Genomic DNA, 21,340 nt, shown 5'->3' with positions numbered 1-21,340 from the left:
GACTGGTTCGCGCCGACCGTCGAGTCCTTGTTTCACGTGAAACACGAGATGCAGAATCTGCGTCTGCTCGTCCCCCACGAAGGTTCGCTCCGGATCTCAGGGTATGACCTGGGCAATCTTGCAGCAGATCAATCGGCTCGAAGAGCGTGCTAGTTCAATTGGCCGTCCCAAGCAGATGAGCTTCGAAACGTACAACATCAGATCTCTTGTGACCCATCGCCCAGCCTGCGTACGAGGATGCAGGCTTCCGGCTCCACTGCGCTCACCATCTGCAGCGAGAGTGTTCGTGTACTAGCGGTTCAGTTATGTCCACTTGTCGTCCACACCTAACCCTCTGTAGCCCGGCACGTACGGCTGCTATTCCGTGCTCAGTTTCACCAGGCCAGCGAGGCACAAGGACGCTCGGAGGGAGCCCATGATCGACCACGAGTCATGACTCGCTGTCCCCAGAACTTACCGATGGTCCGAAGCACACAGTGGACAAGAACACTCGTTGTTGACTCATGGATCCACGGCGCGCTACCGGGGCTTGGTACTCGGGCCCTTCCTTCCCAAGCCCAGCCAGCGAGCCGGCACCACGGTTTGGACAGCCGGGTTGGACACAGAGAGTAGGGTAGGCCCATTACGATGCAACCGGAGGATCTGACCTGTTGAACGTGGTCCATCGAAAAACAGCCGAGTACTGACGGGATGCATGGATGGTGGATGGGTGGTTCCAGTCCGGCTTACGCTGCCCGCAGGACTTCGTGGAAGAGCATCTCCTACGAGCCACGTGGCATCTGCCAGAAGGATGTGGCGGGCATCTGAGCAAACCCGAGTTCATTCTCTGTCGCCCCTTGACTCTTCTGGTCCGTTGTCATGCAGGAGTGCAACGACTGGCCGCAGGACGAGACTTCCTATATACCTGCTAATTGATCGCCGTCGTGGCTGGACTTGGTGTTCCCAGTGATGAGTACGCTACGGCGCCGCAGTCGAGGCGGGAGTATCACGACGGCACATGCGCCGCATCGCAGTCGACCAAAGCCGGCGCCATCGAGACCCGTGGGGCAGCGGGCCGCAGGGGAGTGCGCATCATCTCTGGTGCACGTCAACCGACTCTCCCGGCTGAGACTGCTTGTCTCAATACCTTCGTCAGCCATGCCCGACAGATAACATCCCGTACTCAGTCACTCAGGGGTCGCCAGCGCACGAAGACTGTGGTCAATACCAACAGTGCAGACGGCGGGCCTTCGAATCGTCATGCAACGTCAATGCACCAGGGAACAACACGCGCGGCAGGCGTGAACTCAGCATCGTGGCTTGGACGAGGCACCAGCTAGCAAACGATGTTGCTCGGCGGCATTCACCATTGGGAGTGCTCATTTCCCAGGCTCATCCAGCCAGTCAGCTCCACATCCCCAGTCCGCACCGCGCCTCTGATTTCACGGCTCGCGGAGCACCGTATCGCATAGAGTCTGGGACAAGAGTCTCGTTGGCGCCCCTCTGCGTGATCGCCAATGCCGTATCACCAACCAAAATGCGATGAGGTTGGTGTGATTGCAGGGGTTGGGTAAAGGTTCTTCTTCTACTCAAAACCCAGTTGAGCAAGCGGTGTTTCACGTGAAACAGTGCTGGAGCCGAGCCGCAAGTGTCCACACCGGCGCATTCGCCGCCCCTTACCTTCAACCGCAGGTCGCTCGCACGGACATCCCGAAGACTCAAGGGCTAGGGGATATCCACCCTTCCCCGGGCATTGGCACCGCCTGATCGCACTGTGGTTCGACCCATCTTTTCCGGCACTGAAACACTATGTTTCACGTGAAACATCACATCTGGAGCCAGGTTGGGCCAGCCCAGCTGCATCCTTCTCTCCTTCCAGAATCACGGAATGTCGAGATTCACACCGTTCACCGCAACCTCGGAACTTTCTCGGGCATCGTCGTACAGAATCACCTCGCGCTCATTCACTCGAGATGGCGAGGACTGTCCTTCTACTCGCAGCCTGGGTTCGGCATCCTGCAGTATCCGAAGGCTCCTTTTGCGTCCCGCGCAACACTGCGCTTCCTGGAGTTTCTGAGCGAAGACACGCACTGTTTCACGTGAAACCAAGGAATAACGGTCATAGAGGGCGCTCATGCAGATGCTTGCGCTTCTGAAATCTTGTTCTAGGTCCAGTTAGAGCCAGAGTCCTCGGTGAGTGCTGCAGCCGGCTGATCGGGCTCGAAAGGAGACCATAACCCCATCAGAACATCACGGCAACGTGTGCAGAAGGAGCAGAAGTGAAGCACAGATCGCCCGTCCAAAGACGAGCATCGCCGTATGTGCGGCGATCTGACGCATGAAATTAAGTTTCACGTGAAACATCTCGCCTCAGGCGATACAGAACCATGGAAGCATGCCGCCCTAGACCGAAGTTGCTACAGCCACGCGCCTTGGGAACACTAAGACGACGATGCGGACCCACTAGTCCGTTTACGGCCAATCACGAGTTAGTAGGTCGGTAGGCGTTCCCCGCAACAGCTCGTAAGTTGCACAAATCGAGTGGATCCAGAGCAGGCCAGCACGATCCGGATAGGTTTTTTTCGCCCGCATAGCTGGCTCAGGAGGGGCATTTGCCTGCTCAGCCGTGATAGGAACGAGTCTGCGGGAACGAACCCACACATTCCCTTTGCTGCCGCGTATCAGGTCCGGGGGCGGCCGAATCCCTGCTAAGCGGGGTACAGGGAACTGAACCCCCAAGCTACCCGGTTGCGCATCGCGGAACTTCGGAGACGCGGGGAGGGCCTGCCCAGTGGTCGCTCGGCGAACACGAAATGCCTGGGTGGCCCTATCGGCTCGGGCATCACAGCATCCTTCTAATAGCCATACAAACGCAGAGACGATGACCGCAGCAACACTGGCCTACCCATGTCCGGAGGGCGCATTTTGTGGACGCAGCGAGATGCCTGCACACACGTCTCCCAACAATAATGGGGTCCACTCCTTAGGAAGTGAACCCCATTGAATTGAATGAAGGAGAACTAGCCCTCAGCACCGGGACTAAGGACATCCATGATGCGGTTGAGGTCCTCGACGCTGGCAAACTCGATGCTGACGCGTCCCTTGCGGGCACCGAGGGTGATCTTCACATTGGTGTCCAGACGATCGGACAGCGAAGAGGCCAAGTAGTCCAAGCGCTCGTGACGAGCATTGGGCTTGGGGATGCTGTTCTTAGGCGGCGTCGTGGGATCCTGGTACAGGGCCACAGCTTCCTCGGTGGCCCGAACAGACATGCCTTCAGCCACGATCTTCTGTGCCAGGCGCTCCATGGCGGCAGCGTCGGGCAGTGACAGCAAAGCACGAGCGTGTCCCGCCGAAAGAACATTGGCGGCTACACGGCGCTGGACCAGCGGTGGGAGCTTCAGCAGCCGGAGTGTGTTGGACACCTGCGGACGGGATCGCCCAATACGATCGGCGAGCTGCTCATGCGTGGTACCGAAATCCTCAAGGAGCTGCTGGTAGGCGGCTGCCTCTTCCAACGGGTTCAGTTGGCTGCGATGAAGGTTCTCCAGCAGGGCATCCCTGAGGAGGTCGTCATCCGTGGTGTCGCGGACGATCGCTGGGATGGTGTCGAGTCCGGCGGCCTGTACAGCCCTCCAGCGACGCTCGCCCATGACGAGCTCGTACGGTTCTCCACCCTTTTCAGTTGAAGTACGTACAACAATTGGCTGGAGGACGCCGATTTCCCTGACCGAGTGCACCAGCTCCGCCATATCGTCTTCATCGAAGACACTACGCGGTTGCTTCCGGTTGGGATGGATGTCCGTAACCGGAATTTCGGCAAACCTGGCGCCGGGGACCTCCACCAATTCGACGTCTGACGCTGAAGGTGCTGGTGCAGCCACAGCAGCAGCCGGTGAGGAGGCCGACGTCGTTCGCTCTTCGGAAGGGTCCTTTGCAGAGGTTGCAGCGGAACGCTTGGCAGCCGGAGCCTTGGCTGCAGGCGCCTTCGCCGCAGTCTTGGCAGGAGCCTTTTCCGTGGAAGTCGAACGTGCACCTCTCGCGGTCTTGGAACCGGAACCCTTGGACCCGGAAGGTGACTCTACACCGGGAGCATCCGCGGTGGGTGCCTCTGTAACCGGTTCGGCCGCTTTGCGTGCGTCGGGGAAGAACAAGTCCACCGGACGCGAAGGCGACGCGCCATTGCCTGGGGAGCCTGCGGCGGCGGAGCTGGGGATGAGAGCCCCAAGACCCCTGCCCAGGCCTCTTCGCTTTTCGCTCATTGATTCATCCCTCCGATGGATAGCCGAGCGCGGAGCGACTCAGGCTGTTGCAGTGTTTCAAGAATTCTAGCGTTCAGCGATTTCAGCGGCGGCTTCCATGTAGGACAACGCGCCGCTCGATGAGGGATCATACGTCATGACCGTTTGCTGGTAGCTGGGCGCTTCGGAGATACGCACCGAACGCGGCACCACGGCACTGAGAACCTGCTGGGGGAAGTGTTGACGGACTTCCGACGCCACCTGGGCCGCCAGGTTCGTCCGGCCGTCATACATCGTCAGGAGAATGGTCGAAACCTCCAGGTCCGCATTGAGGTGCTTCTGGATCATCTCGATGTTCTTAAGGAGTTGGCTGAGCCCTTCCAGCGCGTAGTACTCGCACTGGATGGGGATCAGCACCTCACTGGCAGCGCAGAAAGCATTGACGGTCAGGAGGCCGAGGCTCGGCGGGCAATCAATGAAGATATAGTCGAGCCGGCCCTCACCCGCCTTCTCGCGCTCCTTGGCGTAGACGTCGATGGCCCGACGCAGCCGCTGCTCGCGGGCAACGAGGGACACGAGCTCAATCTCGGCGCCAGCCAGGTGAATGGTTGCCGGCGCGCAGAAAAGGTTGGGGATATCCGGGCACGGCGCAACAACGTCGTTCAACGGAAGGTCGTTGATGAGGACGTCGTAGATGCTGTCCACGTCTGCGTGATGCTCGATGCCGAGCGCAGTGGAGGCGTTGCCCTGCGGATCAATGTCGATGACGAGAACATTAAGCCCCGCGGATGCCAGCGCGGCCGCGATGTTGACCGTGGTGGTGGTCTTACCGACGCCACCCTTCTGGTTGGACACTGTGAAGATTCGTGTCTTCTCAGGCTTCGGGAGCTGGCGGCCGATCAGCCGCTCGCGACGCCGGGTCTCGTGCGCGAGTTCGCGGGCAATGGGGCTTGAATCGTCCATGGAGTCCATGAGGTTAGGCCCATCGTCGGTGAGGGTTTCACGTGAAACGGCATTTTCAACCGATTCGGTACGCACAATCGCGGACTGCAGAGATGCGGAAGGTGTGGCCATGGACCGCGCAGACCCCAAAGACATAAATGGGGGAATCCGCTGCGTGGAGGTTTCGCTACTGCCCACTGGTCACACTCTCACTCTCATTCGGCGCTTGCTGCCGTTCTCTAGCCTAACCGCTCCGCCGCCGACACGCGGGAAACCAAGCCCTGCCTAGGCCGTCTTTCCGGGCTTGTTGACGATGATCCTCACCACGGTGGTGGGTTCCTCCAAAAGCTCCTGTCCGCAAACCACAACGGACGTTTCGACGCCGCCCAGCTTACGGATGACCTTCCTGGCTTTCTCGATTTCCTCCGCTGCGCTCCGACCCTTGATGGCAACTACCTCACCCTTGCCGTTAAGCAGCGGAATGGTCAGTCCGGCCAGGTTGGTCAACGCGGAGACCGCGCGGGCGGTTACTACGTCGGCGTCCACGAGACCTACGGCCAGTTCCGCACGCGTCCGCATGACGGTCACGTTGTCCAGCCCAAGGTCGTCCACCACTTCCTGAAGCCAGATCACCCGGCGCTCCAGCGGCTCGATGAGTGTCAGTTCCAAGTCGGGACGGGCAATCGCCAGGCACAGGCCCGGCAGTCCGGCTCCTGATCCGACGTCGGCCACATGCTTGTCCTTGGCAATGGCGGATTCGATGACGGCACAGTTCAGGACATGCCTGCCCCACAAACGGGGAACCTCGCGGGGACCAATAAGCCCGCGTTCAATGCCGGACGTTGCCAGGTGCTCAACGTAGCGCTTGGCAAGGTCCAAGCGTGCCCCGAAAATTTTCTCAGCTGCCTGCAGTTCAGTAGCGGAAATCTCAACCATGAGCCGCTAGTCAGCCGAAACCACGATGTGCCGGCCTGCGCCTTCACCCTCGGATTCAGACACAAAACCAAGATCGGCCACGGCATCGTGAACAATCTTGCGTTCGTAGGCGCTCATAGGTTCCAGGGCAACCGTCCCGCTGTTGGCTTTGACCTTGGCCACGGCATCTTCAGCGATCTGCTGGAGAACACCGGCACGGTCCTTGCGGTAGCCATTGATGTCCAGCACCAGGCGGGAGCGGTTCTCCGTTGCGGAAAGAACGGAAAGCCGGGCCAGTTCCTGCAGCGCTTCCAGGACTTCTCCGTCACGGCCCACCAGGCTCTCCAGGGCGGCCGACTCTTCTTCGGCTGCAATGGAAATGTAGGTACGCCCATTGCGGACCTCGATGTCGATGTCGCCGTCGATGTCTGCGATATCAAGGAGCTCTTCGAGGTAATCGGCGGCAATGTCGCCTTCCTCTTCCAGGCGGCTTGCCGTCTTGGACAGCGTCTCTTCCTGGGCGTCGTCCTGGTCTTCAGTCACGGCGGCGGTTACTTCCTCGGTGCTCTCAGCAGACATTACTTCTTCTTCCTGTTCTTACGTTGCGGCTGGACGCGCTGCGCCCTGACCTCAGCAGCAGCGGCGGCAGCGGCAGCCTCGGCGTCGTCATTCTTCTTGCCACCCAGCAGCGGCGGCAGGCCCTTGGCGGCCCGACGCTCTTCGAGCGCCTTGGCGGCAGGGGAACCCGGAGTGGGCATACGGCGGATAACGAAGAACTGCTGACCCATGGTCCAGAGGTTGGTGGTGGTCCAGTAGATGAGCACACCGATCGGGAAGTTGATGCCACCAATACCGAACACGAGCGGCAGGATATAGAGCATCATCTTCTGCTGGCGCATGAACGGGCTGGCGAGGGCTTCCTCGGACATGTTCTTGGCCATGATCTGCTTCTGCGTGATGAACTGCGAGGCAGTCATGGCGAGGATCATGATGATCGAAAGCACCCAGACAGCTACCTCGTTACCACCGGCACCACCGTGCAGCAGCGAAGCCGACAAGGGCGCCCCAAAGATACTCGACTGATCGAACTGCACAACCTGCTCGTGGCTCATGGCCCCAATACCCTGGCCGGCCTTGGCATTGTTCGAAATGCCGGACAGCACCTGGAACAGCGCAAAGAAGAACGGCATCTGGATCAGCATCGGCAAACAGGCCGAGAAGGGGTTGGTTCCGTGCTTCTTGTACAGAGCCATCTGCTCCTGCGCCATGGCCTGGCGTGAGAGCTGATCGGTCTTGCCCTTGTACTTGGTCTGCAGCTTCTTCAGGTCAGGCTGCAGCAGCTGCATGCCTCGCTGGGCCTTGATCTGTTTGACGAAGACAGGAATGAGGGCAGCACGGATCACCAGCACCAGGCCAATGATGGACAGCGTCCAGGTCCAGCCGTTGGCGGCAGGGAGCCCAATGAAGCTCAGCCCCTCGTGGAAGCCAACCATGATGATTGACACCAACCACTTGAACGGAAACATGATTGTTTCAAAGAAGTCCATACGATATCCCTATTCGTCAGGCCGCAGGGCGGCCTTCTTCATCAGCCTGAGCAGCCAGGAACAGGTCCGGGTTGTTCAGTACAACAATTGTGGGCGTCCGGCCCTCAGGCCAATGACGATGCCCTGCGGGGACGTGGTCCACACCGCCGGCATTCCAGGGGTGGCATTTGGCGAGCCTTCTGGCTGCGAGCCAAGTGCCCTTGACGGCGCCATGCACCGTGACAGCCTCGAGCGCATACGCCGAGCAGGACGGAAAGAATCGGCAAACCTGGCCGTACAGGGGCGAGACCACTTTGCGGTAGGCCTTCAACAGGAGGATCAACACGTTCCTGGGCAGGTCCCAGACGAACCTGCCGATCATGGCGGGCCAGCTTTGGGAAGGAACCTCGTCAGCGGGGTCACCAAAGGAAGGAACGACGGCGGCACTATGGTTATGCACGCGCTGTCCCTTCCGTTGTGGTGCCGTTGCGGTCCGGCGAAGTGTTGCGTGGAGCTGAGCCACCCAGTCGCTTCGTCGTCACTGCCAATGCGGCGTTGTAGTCCGCGAGCAATTGATCCCAACTGGCTGATGCAGCTGCAGGCAATGCGCGGACTACCACCGCCAGGCCCGTTCCATGCAGTTGCAAAGACAACGCGCCTGCTTCTCTCAGTCTCCTCTTAACGAGGTTCCTGGTCACGGCGTTCCCGACGGCTTTGGAGACAATGAAGCCGATTCGACTCGGCTCCGCGGCCCCGATAGGAGCCGTATATAACACTAAGTTCCGGCGTCCATTGCGGACGCCGGAACGTACAGTTGTTGAAAAGTCGGTAGACGTCCGGAGACGGTTTGGGGTGGCTAGCACCGACGAACCCCCGAGAGGACCCTGACCGACAAGTCAGTTATTTAGGCCGACAGCTCGACGCGGCCCTTGCCGCGACGGGCAGCCAGGATGGCGCGGCCGGCACGGGTACGCATACGAAGGCGGAAGCCGTGCTTCTTGGCCCGACGGCGGTTATTCGGCTGAAAAGTCCGCTTGCTCACGTTAGTTACTCCAGTGGATCAAAGGTGCGCCCACCCGATCAAAAGGGGAAGAACTGGCCGACGCTAAGTTTTGTATGTGCCTGCCGCCGTTGCCTCCCGCACGGTGAACGTACCGGGGTGCAACTGATCGCAAAAGCGGACACAAAGGACTTCACAACGTTAGGGCAAAAAGGGACCCCCAGTCAAACCGGGAGCCACCCGGGAAGCTGTCCACAACTGTGGCAAACCGAGGGATGCAGCCTGTGGATGAACTGGCTCACAGGGCTCGATCAAGAACAACAACAGTGTAATTATCCACAAGCAACTTCCCAGCTATCTTCTGGGGAAATCATCCCCTAGAGTGGCTCAGTAGCCCATTGTCCACCCGCTGTGCATAAGTCTGTGGATTATTCCCCGGAACCACTGCCTGCCGGAGGCTTTTCGGCTGCCAGCAACGCCGGCAAGCAAGTATTTAGGAACACATTGATGACAGTAGACGAAGCCAACCACGCCAATACTGTCGGAAGTTCCTGGCGCAGGGTGCTGAGCCTCCTGGAACAAGACGACCGGGTTTCACCCCGTCAGCGCGGTTTCGTCATCCTCGCCCAGGCACAGGGCCTCATCGGTTCCACGCTCTTGGTTGCCGTGCCCAATGAGCTCACCAGGGAAGTCCTGCAAACGCAGGTCAAGGATGCCTTGGACGATGCCCTTCGCAGCGTCTTCTCCGATGACATCCGTTGCGCCATCGACGTGGATACCGAACTGGTTCCCGTCCACGCGGAGCCGGAACCCGTCGTCGAGCTTTCCGCTGCCCCGGACCTCGCACTGGAACCGAAGCCGCAGCCCACGCCGCCCAGCACTTCGCACGAGTTTGGTCGGCTGAACCCGAAGTACATCTTCGATACCTTCGTGATCGGTTCCTCCAACCGCTTCGCCCACGCTGCGGCAGTGGCCGTGGCCGAGGCGCCGGCCAAGGCGTACAACCCGTTGTTCATCTATGGCGACTCCGGACTGGGCAAAACCCACCTCCTGCACGCCATTGGCCATTACGCCCGGCGCCTCTACAGCGGTATCCGCGTCCGCTACGTGAACTCCGAAGAATTCACCAACGACTTCATCAACTCCATCCGCGACGACGAGGGCACCAGCTTCAAAACCACGTACCGCAACGTGGACGTGCTCCTGATCGACGACATCCAGTTCCTGGCGGGCAAGGACCGGACCCAGGAAGAGTTCTTCCACACGTTCAACGCCCTGCACAACGCCAACAAGCAGGTTGTCATCACGTCCGACCAGCCGCCCAAGATGCTTGCCGGCTTCGAGGACCGCATGACTTCGCGATTCGAGTGGGGACTCCTGACGGACATCCAGCCGCCCGAACTTGAAACCCGCATCGCCATCCTCCGCAAGAAGGGCCTCAGCGAAGGCCTGTCCGCCCCGGACGATGCTTTGGAGTACATCGCCTCGAAGATTTCCAGCAACATCCGCGAACTCGAGGGCGCCCTCATCCGGGTCACGGCGTTCGCCAGCCTCAACCGCCAGCCCGTGGACGTGGCCCTCGCAGAGATGGTCCTCAAGGACCTGATCACCGACGACGGTGCGCAGGAGATCACGGCAAAGCAGATCCTCGACCAGACCGCGGACTACTTCAAGCTCAGCATGGAAGAACTCTGCAGCAAGTCGCGTACGCGCACCCTGGTGACCGCCCGGCAGATCGCGATGTACCTCTGCCGGGAGCTGACGGACATGTCCCTGCCGAAGATCGGGCAGGAGCTGGGCGGCCGCGACCACACCACTGTCATCCACGCCGACCGGAAGATCCGGGAGCTGATGGCTGAGCGTCGTGTGATTTACAACCAGGTCACCGAACTCACCAACCGCATCAAGCAACAGCAGCGGGACTCCTGAATCCACATCGCACCGCGCACTACATACCTTATTAACAGGTGCATGTGGATAACCCTGTGGATTGTTAAGGGGACAAGCGCGGTTAATGGGCTTAAAACCCTTAAGCCATCTGTGGATCGTTAAAAAGTGCCCTTGGAGTTGTCCCCATCCACACCCTGTTTAAAACCCAGTTAACGCACACTCCGTGAACAGGGCTTAACCGCGGATCCGCGCGGCAGGAAGCACTTATCCACAGTTTCCACAGCAGTTATTAACACTACGAATCCCAAAAAATCGAAATCCCTCAAATAACAATCTCCCTATCCCGCACACCGCCTGCCCGAGGGGAACGGACCAACGGACAGCCGAGGCTGTCCACATAGGGCGAGTCCGGGCAAACGGGGATGGGTTAATCCCAGATGTTCCGGCTAAGCTGTCAGCAGCGCTCCCATCCCTGGGTATGTTTTGTAGTTCGTTCAGCGCGGACCATGCAGCTCCCGGTGCCGGAACGCGGATTTTTAGTGGGTTCCAGGCAGGAATCCGCAGCTACTACTTGGCAGCAGCAATGAAAGGCGGCACCCCTCCGTGAAGTTCAGAGTCGACCGCGACGTCCTGGCAGAAGCCGTCACGTGGACCGCGCGGTCGTTGTCTCCGCGGCCGCCCGTACCTGTGCTTTCCGGCCTCCTCCTCAAAGCCGAGGCTGGAACCGTTAGCCTTTCGAGCTTCGACTACGAGACGTCGGCACGTCTGGAAATCCCCGCAGACATCACCACCGAGGGCACCATCCTGGTCTCCGGGCGACTCCTGGCCGATATCTGCCGAAGCTTGCCTTCCGCCCCCGTGGAAGTTGAAACCGATGGAAGCAAAGTCACCCTCACGTGCCGCCGAAGCAGCTTCCACCTGGCAACCATGCCCGAATCCGAGTACCCGGCTTTGCCTGCCCTTCCAGCCATCAGCGGCACGCTGCCGGGCGATTCGTTCGCCCAGGCTGTTTCCCAGGTGATCATTGCTGCCAGCAAGGACGACACCCTGCCCATCCTCACAGGTGTCCGCATGGAGATCGAGGATGACATGATCACCCTCCTCGCAACGGACAGGTACCGCCTGGCCATGCGGGAAGTTCCGTGGAAGCCCGTCACTCCGGGCATTTCCACCAGCGCTCTGGTCAAATCCAAGACCCTCAACGAGGTTGCAAAGACCCTCGGCGGCAGTGGTGACATCAACGTTGCCCTTGCCGATGACGACAGCCGCCTCATCGGTTTCGAGAGCGGCGGACGCACCACCACTTCGCTGCTGGTGGATGGCGACTACCCCAAGATCCGGTCACTTTTCCCGGATTCCACGCCCATCCACGCAACCGTCCAAACCCAGGAACTGGTTGAAGCCGTTCGCCGTGTGTCACTCGTGGCTGAGCGCAACACTCCTGTTCGCCTCGCCTTCAGCCAGGGGCTGCTCAATCTCGACGCCGGCACCGGCGAAGATGCCCAGGCTTCTGAAGAACTCGAAGCCCAGCTTTCCGGCGATGACATCACCGTTGCCTTCAACCCGCATTACCTGGTTGAGGGCTTGAGCGTCATTGAAACCAAGTTTGTCCGGTTCTCGTTCACATCAGCTCCCAAGCCGGCCATGATCACGGCCCAGGCCGAAGCTGACGGCGAAGACCAGGACGACTACCGCTACCTGGTGATGCCGGTCCGCCTGCCCAACTAGCCGCCAATCGTTGACGGTCCGCCGCCCGGATCACCAGCACATGACACGGCTTGGAACTTTCCCGCCACCCTCCGCAGAAAAGAGTCACACTGTGCACATTGGACTGATCGGTCTTGGAAAAATGGGTTTCAACATGCGTGAGCGCATGCGGAACGGTGGCATTGAGGTAACTGGTTTCGACCGGAATCCGGACGTTACCGACGTTGCAACGGTCGATGAGCTCATCGCCGCACTGCCCACTCCCAGGCTTGTCTGGGTCATGGTTCCGTCCGGCGCCATCACCGATGCCGTCGTCACGGAACTTGGCGGCAAACTCAGCCCCGGTGACATGGTGATCGACGGCGGCAACTCACGCTTCACCGAAGACCAGAAGCATGCCGAGGCCTTGGCCGAGAAGGGCATTCGCTTCGCCGACTGCGGCGTTTCCGGCGGTGTGTGGGGCCTGCAGAACGGCTACGGACTCATGGCCGGCGGCTCCGAGGAAGACATTGAGCTGGCCATGCCGGTGTTCGATGCCCTCCGCCCGGAGGGCGACCGTGCCGACAGCTTCGTCCACGTTGGTGGAGTCGGCGCCGGCCACTACGCCAAGATGGTCCACAACGGAATCGAGTACGGCCTGATGCAGGCCTACGCCGAAGGCTACGAACTGCTGGCCGCCAAGGACATCGTGAAGGATTTGCCGGGCACGTTCCGGGCCTGGCAAAAGGGAACGGTAGTCCGTTCCTGGCTCTTGGACCTCATGGTCAAGGCACTCGACGAAGATCCAGGCCTGGCCTCGATCGACGACTACGTGGAAGATTCCGGCGAAGGGCGCTGGACTGTTGAAGAAGCGATCGCCAATGCCGTTCCCGCTCCTGCCATCACGGCTGCACTGTTCGCCCGCTTCGCTTCCCGCGAGGACACTTCTCCTGCCATGAAGATGGTTTCCGCGTTGCGCCACCAGTTTGGCGGACACGCTACCCGCCCGGCCAACTAAGGCCGCAGGAGTCCAGCAAACGGCGTGTACCTCGAACATCTCTCGCTGACCGACTTCCGGAGCTATGCCCAGGTTGACCTGAAGCTTGGCCCGGGCGTTACTGTCCTGGTGGGTTCCAACGGGATCGGTAAGACGAACCTGATGGAAGCCATCGGCTATTTGGCAACGCTGAGTTCGCACCGCGTCAGTTCAGATGCGCCGCTGCTCCGGTTCGGAACCGAACGTGCCCTGATCCGGGCACGGTTGGTGCGTGGCGAACAGTCCAGCATCATCGAGCTGGAGATCAACGCCGGCCGTGCCAACCGTGGACGCATCAACCGCGGAAACCCGGTGCGGGCCAGGGACATCCTGGGCATTTGCCAAACCGTGTTGTTCGCTCCGGAGGACCTCGCCTTGGTCAAGGGGGATCCATCCAACCGCCGGCGCTTCCTGGACGAACTGCTGGTGAGCCTGGTTCCCCGGCATGCGGCGACGCGGAGCGACTACGATCGCGTCCTGAAACAGCGGAACGCGCTCTTGAAATCCGCACGGACGGGAAAGTTCACCGCAGGGCACGAGGCAACCCTGGATGTCTGGGACCAGCACATGGCACGCGCCGGCGCCCAACTCCTGCACGCCCGGCTCGAGCTGGTGGAACGTCTGCGTCCGCACTTGAACAGCGCCTATGCGCAATTGACGGACGGTTCCAAGGACGCCGGCGCGGTTTACCGCTCAACCATCCAAGGCATCCTTGACGACGACGGCGGTGCAGGCACGCCGTCAACGGAACCTCCGGCGTCGGCCGAGGAACTCCGGCTACTGTCCGTGGACGAGCTCACCGACCGGTACATCCAGGCCTTTGCGGCAAGCCGCAAGAAGGAGCTGGAACGCGGAGTTTCCTTGGTGGGTCCGCACCGGGACGAACTCGAGCTGGTCCTGGGCCAAGCGCCTGCCAAGGGCTACGCCTCGCACGGCGAAACGTGGTCCATGTGCCTCTCCCTGCGGTTGGCCTCCTATTACGTGATGCTCGACGACGCACAAACCGGCGGTACGGCACCGATCCTCATCCTGGACGATGTCTTCGCCGAACTCGACGTCCAGCGGCGGCGTAAACTGGCAGCAATCGTGGCCGGTGCCGAACAGGTGCTGGTGACCGCCGCCGTCGACGCCGACATCCCGGAGGAGCTGGCCGGACGGCGCATAACCGTTGTTCCGGGAGGCATCGATGGCGAGGGATAGCGCCGACGGACGTCAACCCGGCCGGGATCCTGACGAAATCGACGCAGCCCAGGCCGCCTTGAACCGCATGCGCGAAGCCGCGGCCGCGCGCGGTGAAGTGCGCCAACGCGCTCCCCGTCCCGGATCCACTCCCAAGCGGACCGGCCTGCGCGACACCAAGGGATTTTCGCAATTCCATGGGAACGGCCGCGATCCGTTGGGTCTGGGAAAAGTGGTGGGCCGCCTGGTTGCCGAACGCGGCTGGACGTCGCCGGTTGCCGTGGGATCCGTCATGGCCGAATGGGATGCACTGGTAGGACCGGATATCGCGGCCCACTGCACGCCCGAGAGCTTCACAGACACCACCCTCCAGGTCCGTTGCGATTCGACGGCGTGGGCCACCCAGCTCCGTTTGCTGAGCACCAGCTTGCTGGAGATGTTCCGGAAAGAGCTGGGCGACGGCGTTGTCACGAGCATCCAAGTCCTCGGTCCGTCGGCGCCGAACTGGCGAAAAGGCGGGCGCAGCGTGAACGGCCGGGGTCCTCGGGACACATACGGCTGAACGGCGTGCAGGGCGATTCAACGCCCCCGGACCGTATAGGCCCCCATCGGGACCTCCACAGGGCCGTTCCAGAGGGGGCCAGTGGCCTCCCATCGGCACATTCAGCTCTCGGCTGCCCTCGTATTTGCAGGGTTTCGGGCTTTTCCACGATAGAATTGGCCTAGATACTGAGCGCCGGTGAAACACCGTCAGGGGTTCGGGAATCCACAGTGGTGGATCCAGGACCCCCTTCGTTGGAGTAATCGGCGCAATCAGTCACGTGCCTTTGAAGGTTCCGCGCATGCCGGAGCCCGATGCGGTGCGGCCGTCATCTATCACAGAGGAGTCGAAAGCGCCTGTGGCTAACGACAATGCAGAGACCTTGGCAGTAGAGCCCGCGGGGGAGGCAGCTTCCACGCCGGCCGCGGCGGAAGTACCCAGGGAATATGGCGCGAGTGACATTACCGTGCTGGAAGGGCTCGAAGCCGTCCGCAAGCGCCCCGGCATGTACATCGGCTCCACCGGACCCCGGGGCTTGCACCACCTGGTCTATGAAGTCGTGGACAACTCTGTCGATGAGGCACTGGCCGGCTTCTGCAGCCACATTGAAGTAACCCTCCAAGCCGATGGCGGCGTCAAGGTTGTGGATGATGGCCGTGGCATCCCCGTGGACATCCACCCCACGGAAGGCAAGCCCACGGTTGAGGTGGTCATGACCATCCTGCACGCCGGTGGCAAGTTCGGTGGCGGCGGATACGCCGTTTCCGGCGGCCTTCACGGCGTGGGTATTTCCGTGGTCAACGCGCTGTCCCGGCGCGTGGATACGGAAGTACGCCGCCAAGGCAGCGTCTGGCGTATGTCCTTCGCCGACGGCGGCAAGCCCCAGGGCGAACTGGTCAAGGGAGAGGCCACCGAAGAAACAGGCACGTCGCAGACGTTCTACCCGGACGGCACCATCTTCGAGACCACCGAATTCGATTTCGAGACGCTGCGGGCGCGTTTCCAGCAGATGGCTTTCCTCAACAAGGGCCTGAAGATCACGCTGACGGATGAGCGGCCGCCCGCGAAGTCAGGCGAAGACGATCTGGATCTCGACGCCGTGGCCACCGAGGGCGAAGTCGCTGCCGAACACCGGACGGTTATCTACGAATACCCCGACGGTTTGCTGGACTACGTCAAGCACCTGAATTCCAACAAGAAGGTGGAAATCGTCCACGAGGACGTCATCGCCTTCGAAACCGAGGACACCGAGCGCCACATCTCCGTGGAAGTAGCCATGCAGTGGACCACTGCGTACTCGGAAAGCGTCCACACTTACGCGAACACCATCAACACCCACGAGGGTGGAACGCACGAAGAAGGCTTCCGTGCTGCGATGACGTCCCTGATCAACCGCTACGCGCGGGAGAAGAGCATCATCAAGGAGAAGGAAGACAACCTTACTGGTGACGACATCCGTGAAGGTTTGACCGCCGTCATCTCGGTGAAGCTGTCCGAGCCCCAGTTCGAGGGCCAGACCAAGACCAAGCTGGGCAACTCCGAGGTCAAGGGCTTCGTCCAGCGCGTGGTCACAGACCAGTTGGGCGATTGGCTTGAGCGCAACCCCGGCCCGGCCCGCGACGTGATCCGCAAAGCCATCCAGGCCGCGCAGGCCCGCATGGCTGCCCGGAAGGCCCGCGACAATGCACGCCGCAAGAGCCCGCTGGAATCATTCGGCATGCCCGGCAAGTTGTCCGATTGCTCCTCCAAGGACCCGTCGCGTTGCGAGGTCTACCTTGTGGAGGGTGACTCCGCAGGTGGATCCGCCAAGCGCGGCCGCAATCCGGAAACCCAGGCCATCCTCCCGCTTCGAGGCAAGATCCTCAACGTGGAGCGCGCCCGCCTGGACAAGGCCCTTGGCAATGCCGAGGTCCAGTCCATGATCACAGCCTTCGGTACGGGCATCGGCGAGGACTTCGATATCTCCAAGCTGCGGTACCACAAGATCGTGCTCATGGCCGATGCCGACGTTGACGGCCAGCACATCACCACGCTCCTGATGACGTTGCTGTTCCGCTACATGCGTCCTTTGATCGAGAACGGCTACGTCTACCTGGCCCAGCCCCCGCTGTACCGGATCAAGTGGTCCAACGCTGCGCACGACTACGTCTTCAGCGACCGGGAACGCGATGAAACCATCCGTAACGGTGCCGCTCTCAACAAGAGGCTGCCCAAGGAAAACGGCATCCAGCGCTACAAGGGCCTTGGCGAGATGGATTACACGGAACTGTGGGACACCACCATGGACCCTGAGCGCCGCACCCTCCTGCAGGTGACCATGGATGACGCGCTGGCGGCAGACCAGACCTTCTCCGTGTTGATGGGCGAGGACGTGGAATCACGCCGAAACTTCATCCAGCAGAACGCCAAGGACGTCAGGTTCCTTGATATCTAGGACCCTACAGGGTTCCTAAATATTCCATAACTGACATATACCTGAAACGGAAACTTAGATTATGAGCGACGAAACTCCTGAAGTCCCGGCGGGCAACCCTGAATCCGAGGACGTGATCCTTGAGGGAGATGTGCTAACTGACCGCGTGGAACAAGTGGACCTGCAGACAGAAATGCAGCGCTCCTACCTGGACTACGCCATGGCCGTCATCGTAGGCCGTGCGCTGCCTGACGTCCGTGACGGCCTGAAGCCCGTCCACCGCCGCGTGCTCTACGCCATGTTCGACGGCGGCTACCGACCCGACCGTGCGTTCAACAAGTGCGCCCGCGTTGTGGGCGACGTCATGGGTACCTACCACCCGCACGGCGACATGGCCATCTACGACGCCTTGGTCCGCCTGATCCAGGACTGGACCATGCGGTATCCGCTGGCCCTGGGCCAAGGCAACTTTGGTTCCCCGGGCAACGACGGCGCCGCAGCTCCGCGTTACACCGAAACCAAGATGGCCCAGCTGGCCATGGAGATGGTGCGGGACATCGACGAGGAAACCGTCGATTTCCAGGACAACTACGACGGCAAGAACCAGGAACCCACCATCCTGCCGGCGCGTTTCCCGAACCTCCTGGTCAATGGCTCCTCCGGCATCGCCGTAGGCATGGCAACCAACATTCCGCCGCATAACCTCCGCGAGGTCGCTGATGGTGTGCAGTGGGCGCTGGACAACCCCGGTGCTACGCGTGAGGAACTGCTCGAGGCGCTTTTGGTGCGCATCAAGGGACCGGATTTCCCCACGGGCGCCACGATCCTGGGGCATAAGGGCATCGAGGAGGCGTACCGGACCGGCCGCGGCTCCATCACCATGCGGGCCGTGGTGAATGTTGAGGAGCTCCAGGGCCGTACCTGCCTGGTGGTCACCGAACTTCCGTACCAGGCCAACCCGGACAACCTGGCCATCAAGATTGCCGAACTGGTCAAGGACGGCAAGATCCAGGGCATCGCCGACCTCCGTGACGAGACCTCGGGCCGTACCGGCCAGCGCCTGGTGATCGTGCTCAAGCGCGACGCCGTGGCCAAGGTTGTATTGAACAACCTGTACAAGCACACGCAGCTGCAGGACAACTTCTCCGCAAACATGCTGGCGATCGTGGACGGCGTCCCTCGCACCCTGAGCCTGGATGCCTTCATCCGGCACTGGGTTGCACACCAGATGGACGTCATTGCACGCCGCACCCGGTACCGCCTGCGCAAGGCCGAGGAAGAAGCCCACATCCTGCGCGCGCTGCTCAAGGCGCTGGACATGCTGGACGAGGTCATTGCCCTTATCCGCGCCTCCAACACCACGGAGGCGGCACGCGAGGGCCTGATGGAACTCCTGGAGATTGACGAACTCCAGGCACGTGCCATCCTGGACATGCAGCTTCGCCGACTTGCCGCGCTGGAACGCCAGAAGATCCAGGACCGCCACGCAGAACTCGAAGCCATGATCGAGGAGTACAACGCGATCCTGGCCTCGGAAGAACGCCAGCGCCAGATCATCAGTGAGGAGCTCGCCGAGATCGTTGCCAAGCACGGAGACGATCGCCGGACACAGATCCTCATGGGCTTCGACGGCGATATGTCCGTGGAAGACCTGATCCCCGAAGAGGAAATGGTCGTGACCATCACGCGAGGTGGCTACGTCAAGCGGACCCGCAGCGATAACTACCGTTCGCAACAGCGCGGCGGCAAGGGCATTAAGGGCGCGCAGCTGCGCGGTGACGACGTCGTGGAGCACTTCTTCGTGACCACTACCCACCACTGGCTGCTGTTCTTCACCAACCTGGGACGTGTCTACCGTGCCAAGGCTTATGAACTTGCTGAAGCAGGCCGCGATGCCAAGGGACAGCACGTTGCCAACCTGCTCGCTTTCCAGCCTGACGAGCACATTGCGCAGGTGCTGGACCTCCGGGACTACCAGCAGGCTCCCTACTTGGTGCTGGCCACGAAGAATGGCCTGGTCAAGAAAACCCGCCTGGAGGACTACGACACCAACCGTTCGGCAGGCGTGATCGCGATCAACCTGCGCGATGAGGATGAACTCGTCTCCGCCCAGCTGGTCAGCGAAACCGATGATCTCCTGCTCGTTTCACGCAAGGGCCAGTCCATCCGCTTCACTGCCACGGACGATGCCCTGCGCCCCATGGGGCGTGCAACCTCGGGTGTGACCGGCATGAAGTTCCGTGAAGATGACGAATTGTTGGCCGCGGATGTGGTCCAGGACGGCTCGTTCGTCTTCATTGTTACCGAGGGCGGCTACGCCAAGCGCACCGCCGTCGACGAATACCGCTTGCAAGGCCGCGGTGGCTTGGGGATCAAGGTGGCCAAACTGGCCGAAGATCGGGGCGACCTGGTGGGGGCCCTGATTGTGCAGGAAGAGGACGAAGTCCTGGTGGTCATGGAGGGCGGCAAGGTTGTCCGCTCAGGCGTCAGTGGCGTCCCGGCGAAGGGCCGTGACACGATGGGCGTCATCTTCGCCAAGCCGGACAAAAACGACCGCATCATCGAGGTTGCACGCAACAGCGAACGCGGTTTGGAAGGCGAAGAATCCGAAGACGGACAGGACGATGACGTAACGTTGGCTGCAGAAGACGGCGCTGCCGAGGCGACCGTTACGTCAGAAACGCAAAACGACGCAGACCCGGATACCGAAGCGGGCGCGGAGCTGAATGAAGACAACACCGGAGGTAACGAGTGAGTAATTCCGACTCATATCCCAAGCCGAGCACAGGTGTCCCCGGCGGACTCCGGCAGCCAGCAGGCAACACCCAGGCAGGAACGCCCGCACCGCCGCAACAGCGCCCTGGCGCCGGCGCAGCCCGCTCGACGGCCCCGAGCGGCTCCCCGCATCGTCCGGCCGGGGCTCCCGGCCAGCGCCCTGCCGGTGCGGCTGGCCAGCGTCCGGCCCAACCCGGCCAGCGTCCCGCTTCTGCCGGGCAGCGCCCTGCCGGCGCTCCCGGACAGCGTCCCCCACAAGGAGGCCCGGGCCTGGTGAAGCCTGCTCCCAAGGCCAAAGTTCGCCGTGCCCGGCTCCTGGTCAGCAAGGTGGACCCCTGGTCTGTCCTGAAGATGGCCTTCCTGTTGTCCGTGGCCCTGGGTATTGTCACGGTGGTTGCCGCGATCGTGCTGTGGACTGTGCTGGACCTCACCGGCATCTTCAACCAGGTGGACAGCCTCCTGGGTACCCTTGCCGGTTCTGAGGGCAGTGGCTTCGAGTTGAAGAAGATCGCATCCCTGGGCCAGGTGGCCTCTTTCGCCACTATCATCGCTGTGGTGAACGTGGTCCTGCTGACTGCTCTCTCGATGCTCTCGGCGGTGCTGTATAACATTTCGGCAACGTTGGTTGGCGGCATCGGCGTGACCCTCACCGACGACTAGCCATAATCCCCGGATTTACGCTGATTCACGCGGAAATCCAACCCGAAAATGCCTCGATTTGAGATCGGGCCGGGATGTGCTGTACAGTCATATCTCGGCCCGATGAGGCATCGGGGCGTATAGCTCAGGCGGTTAGAGCGCTTCGCTGATAACGAAGAGGTCCCAGGTTCAAGTCCTGGTACGCCCACGGAACCTAACAGGTTCAGGAAACTGGACCGGAACGAGGTACTTGTGAAGAAGTTGCTGGTTGTAGTTGCAGCGGCAGTCGCAGGTGTCCTGGTCTATAAAAAGGCACAGGAATCCGAAGCCCGGAAGGATGTCTGGAGCAAGTCAACCGACAAGGTGGACTAGCCTGGAGCCCGGTCTTGAACTGGCAAAAACCAGTCAGGACGTGGGGTATGATTGACGGGTTGCTTCTTATGGGGGCATGGCGCAATTGGTAGCGCACCTGCTTTGCAAGCAGGGGGTTAGGGGTTCGAGTCCCCTTGCCTCCACCATAAGGAAAGTCCCGGTCAGGAATGACCGGGACTTTTTCGTTTAAGCCCAGACCCCTTCCA

General features: G+C 61.0%; 17 protein-coding genes and 2 tRNA genes. 11 read left to right on the top strand and 8 right to left on the bottom strand.

Annotation, left to right across the window (positions count from 1 at the left end; translation table 11 throughout):
• Positions 1-2,999: 2,999 nt before the first annotated feature.
• The 8 genes from ACIPV6_RS16535 to rpmH all read right to left on the bottom strand — a co-directional run bounded on the left by ACIPV6_RS16535 (position 3,000) and on the right by rpmH (position 8,645).
• Positions 3,000-4,241 carry a ParB/RepB/Spo0J family partition protein gene (locus ACIPV6_RS16535; RefSeq protein ID WP_400271915.1) on the bottom strand — a complete coding sequence of 414 codons (1,242 nt, stop codon included), beginning with the start codon at positions 4,239-4,241 and terminating at the stop codon, positions 3,000-3,002.
• Positions 4,242-4,307: 66 nt separating this feature from the next.
• Positions 4,308-5,360, bottom strand: a complete 1,053-nt coding sequence (locus ACIPV6_RS16530; RefSeq protein ID WP_397324217.1) for an AAA family ATPase — start codon at positions 5,358-5,360, stop codon at positions 4,308-4,310.
• A gap of 87 nt (positions 5,361-5,447) precedes the next feature.
• The gene (gene rsmG / locus ACIPV6_RS16525; protein ID WP_400271914.1) at positions 5,448-6,098 is read right to left on the bottom strand and encodes a 16S rRNA (guanine(527)-N(7))-methyltransferase RsmG; all 651 of its coding nucleotides are present in this window, start codon (positions 6,096-6,098) and stop codon (positions 5,448-5,450) included.
• Between the two features lie 6 nt (positions 6,099-6,104).
• Complete coding sequence (locus tag ACIPV6_RS16520) at positions 6,105-6,656, bottom strand: protein jag (RefSeq protein ID WP_397324219.1); 552 nt, start codon at positions 6,654-6,656, stop codon at positions 6,105-6,107.
• A complete protein-coding gene (gene yidC / locus ACIPV6_RS16515) occupies positions 6,656-7,624 on the bottom strand; it encodes a membrane protein insertase YidC (RefSeq protein ID WP_400271913.1) in 969 nt (322 codons plus the stop codon). Before yidC ends, ACIPV6_RS16520 begins: the two co-directional genes overlap by 1 nt.
• A 16-nt stretch (positions 7,625-7,640) precedes the next feature.
• A complete protein-coding gene (gene yidD, locus ACIPV6_RS16510; protein ID WP_397324265.1) occupies positions 7,641-7,985 on the bottom strand; it encodes a membrane protein insertion efficiency factor YidD in 345 nt (114 codons plus the stop codon).
• Positions 7,986-8,055: 70 nt separating this feature from the next.
• A complete protein-coding gene (gene rnpA, locus ACIPV6_RS16505; protein ID WP_400271912.1) occupies positions 8,056-8,466 on the bottom strand; it encodes a ribonuclease P protein component in 411 nt (136 codons plus the stop codon).
• A gap of 41 nt (positions 8,467-8,507) precedes the next feature.
• Positions 8,508-8,645, bottom strand: coding sequence for a 50S ribosomal protein L34 (rpmH, locus tag ACIPV6_RS16500; protein WP_011776797.1), 138 nt, complete (start codon positions 8,643-8,645; stop codon positions 8,508-8,510).
• A gap of 465 nt (positions 8,646-9,110) precedes the next feature.
• On the opposite strand from rpmH, the gene dnaA reads away from it, so the two are divergent.
• From dnaA to ACIPV6_RS16445, 11 genes are all read left to right on the top strand, one after another.
• Entirely contained in the window at positions 9,111-10,532 is a 1,422-nt protein-coding gene (gene dnaA, locus ACIPV6_RS16495; RefSeq protein ID WP_400271911.1) for a chromosomal replication initiator protein DnaA, read from the top strand.
• A gap of 564 nt (positions 10,533-11,096) precedes the next feature.
• Entirely contained in the window at positions 11,097-12,221 is a 1,125-nt protein-coding gene (dnaN, locus tag ACIPV6_RS16490; protein WP_400271910.1) for a DNA polymerase III subunit beta, read from the top strand.
• A 91-nt stretch (positions 12,222-12,312) separates the two neighbouring features.
• Positions 12,313-13,197, top strand: a complete 885-nt coding sequence (gnd, locus tag ACIPV6_RS16485; protein WP_400271909.1) for a phosphogluconate dehydrogenase (NAD(+)-dependent, decarboxylating) — start codon at positions 12,313-12,315, stop codon at positions 13,195-13,197.
• Between the two features lie 24 nt (positions 13,198-13,221).
• The gene (gene recF, locus ACIPV6_RS16480) at positions 13,222-14,415 is read left to right on the top strand and encodes a DNA replication/repair protein RecF (protein WP_400271908.1); all 1,194 of its coding nucleotides are present in this window, start codon (positions 13,222-13,224) and stop codon (positions 14,413-14,415) included.
• Positions 14,402-14,956: a DUF721 domain-containing protein gene (locus tag ACIPV6_RS16475; RefSeq protein ID WP_400271907.1), complete on the top strand. Its 555-nt coding sequence runs from the start codon at positions 14,402-14,404 to the stop codon at positions 14,954-14,956. Before recF ends, ACIPV6_RS16475 begins: the two co-directional genes overlap by 14 nt.
• A gap of 337 nt (positions 14,957-15,293) precedes the next feature.
• Entirely contained in the window at positions 15,294-17,369 is a 2,076-nt protein-coding gene (gene gyrB, locus ACIPV6_RS16470) for a DNA topoisomerase (ATP-hydrolyzing) subunit B (protein ID WP_400271906.1), read from the top strand.
• Between the two features lie 61 nt (positions 17,370-17,430).
• Positions 17,431-20,103: a DNA gyrase subunit A gene (gene gyrA, locus ACIPV6_RS16465; protein ID WP_400271905.1), complete on the top strand. Its 2,673-nt coding sequence runs from the start codon at positions 17,431-17,433 to the stop codon at positions 20,101-20,103.
• The gene (locus tag ACIPV6_RS16460) at positions 20,100-20,783 is read left to right on the top strand and encodes a DUF3566 domain-containing protein (protein ID WP_400271904.1); all 684 of its coding nucleotides are present in this window, start codon (positions 20,100-20,102) and stop codon (positions 20,781-20,783) included. Before gyrA ends, ACIPV6_RS16460 begins: the two co-directional genes overlap by 4 nt.
• Before the next feature lie 113 nt (positions 20,784-20,896).
• Positions 20,897-20,970 (top strand) — tRNA-Ile (locus ACIPV6_RS16455).
• Positions 20,971-21,014: 44 nt separating this feature from the next.
• On the top strand, positions 21,015-21,134 hold the full coding sequence (locus ACIPV6_RS16450; protein WP_310208192.1) for a DLW-39 family protein: 120 nt from the start codon (positions 21,015-21,017) through the stop codon (positions 21,132-21,134).
• Between the two features lie 70 nt (positions 21,135-21,204).
• Positions 21,205-21,280 (top strand) — tRNA-Ala (locus tag ACIPV6_RS16445).
• The last annotated feature ends 60 nt before the right edge of the window (positions 21,281-21,340 follow it).

This window comes from Paenarthrobacter sp. NPDC089988 (assembly GCF_044748465.1).
In the GTDB taxonomy this organism is placed as follows: domain Bacteria; phylum Actinomycetota; class Actinomycetes; order Actinomycetales; family Micrococcaceae; genus Arthrobacter.
This window is presented reverse-complemented; position numbering and strand designations above follow the sequence as displayed.

Coding starts and splice junctions, on each gene's coding strand:
- ACIPV6_RS16475 (WP_400271907.1), top strand. CDS start 14,402: ATGGCGAGGGATAGCGCCGACGGACGTCAACCCGGCCGGGATCCTGAC.
- dnaA (WP_400271911.1), top strand. CDS start 9,111: ATGACAGTAGACGAAGCCAACCACGCCAATACTGTCGGAAGTTCCTGG.
- ACIPV6_RS16520 (WP_397324219.1), bottom strand. CDS start 6,656: ATGTCTGCTGAGAGCACCGAGGAAGTAACCGCCGCCGTGACTGAAGAC.
- rsmG (WP_400271914.1), bottom strand. CDS start 6,098: ATGGTTGAGATTTCCGCTACTGAACTGCAGGCAGCTGAGAAAATTTTC.
- gyrA (WP_400271905.1), top strand. CDS start 17,431: ATGAGCGACGAAACTCCTGAAGTCCCGGCGGGCAACCCTGAATCCGAG.
- yidD (WP_397324265.1), bottom strand. CDS start 7,985: ATGATCGGCAGGTTCGTCTGGGACCTGCCCAGGAACGTGTTGATCCTC.
- ACIPV6_RS16535 (WP_400271915.1), bottom strand. CDS start 4,241: ATGAGCGAAAAGCGAAGAGGCCTGGGCAGGGGTCTTGGGGCTCTCATC.
- yidC (WP_400271913.1), bottom strand. CDS start 7,624: ATGGACTTCTTTGAAACAATCATGTTTCCGTTCAAGTGGTTGGTGTCA.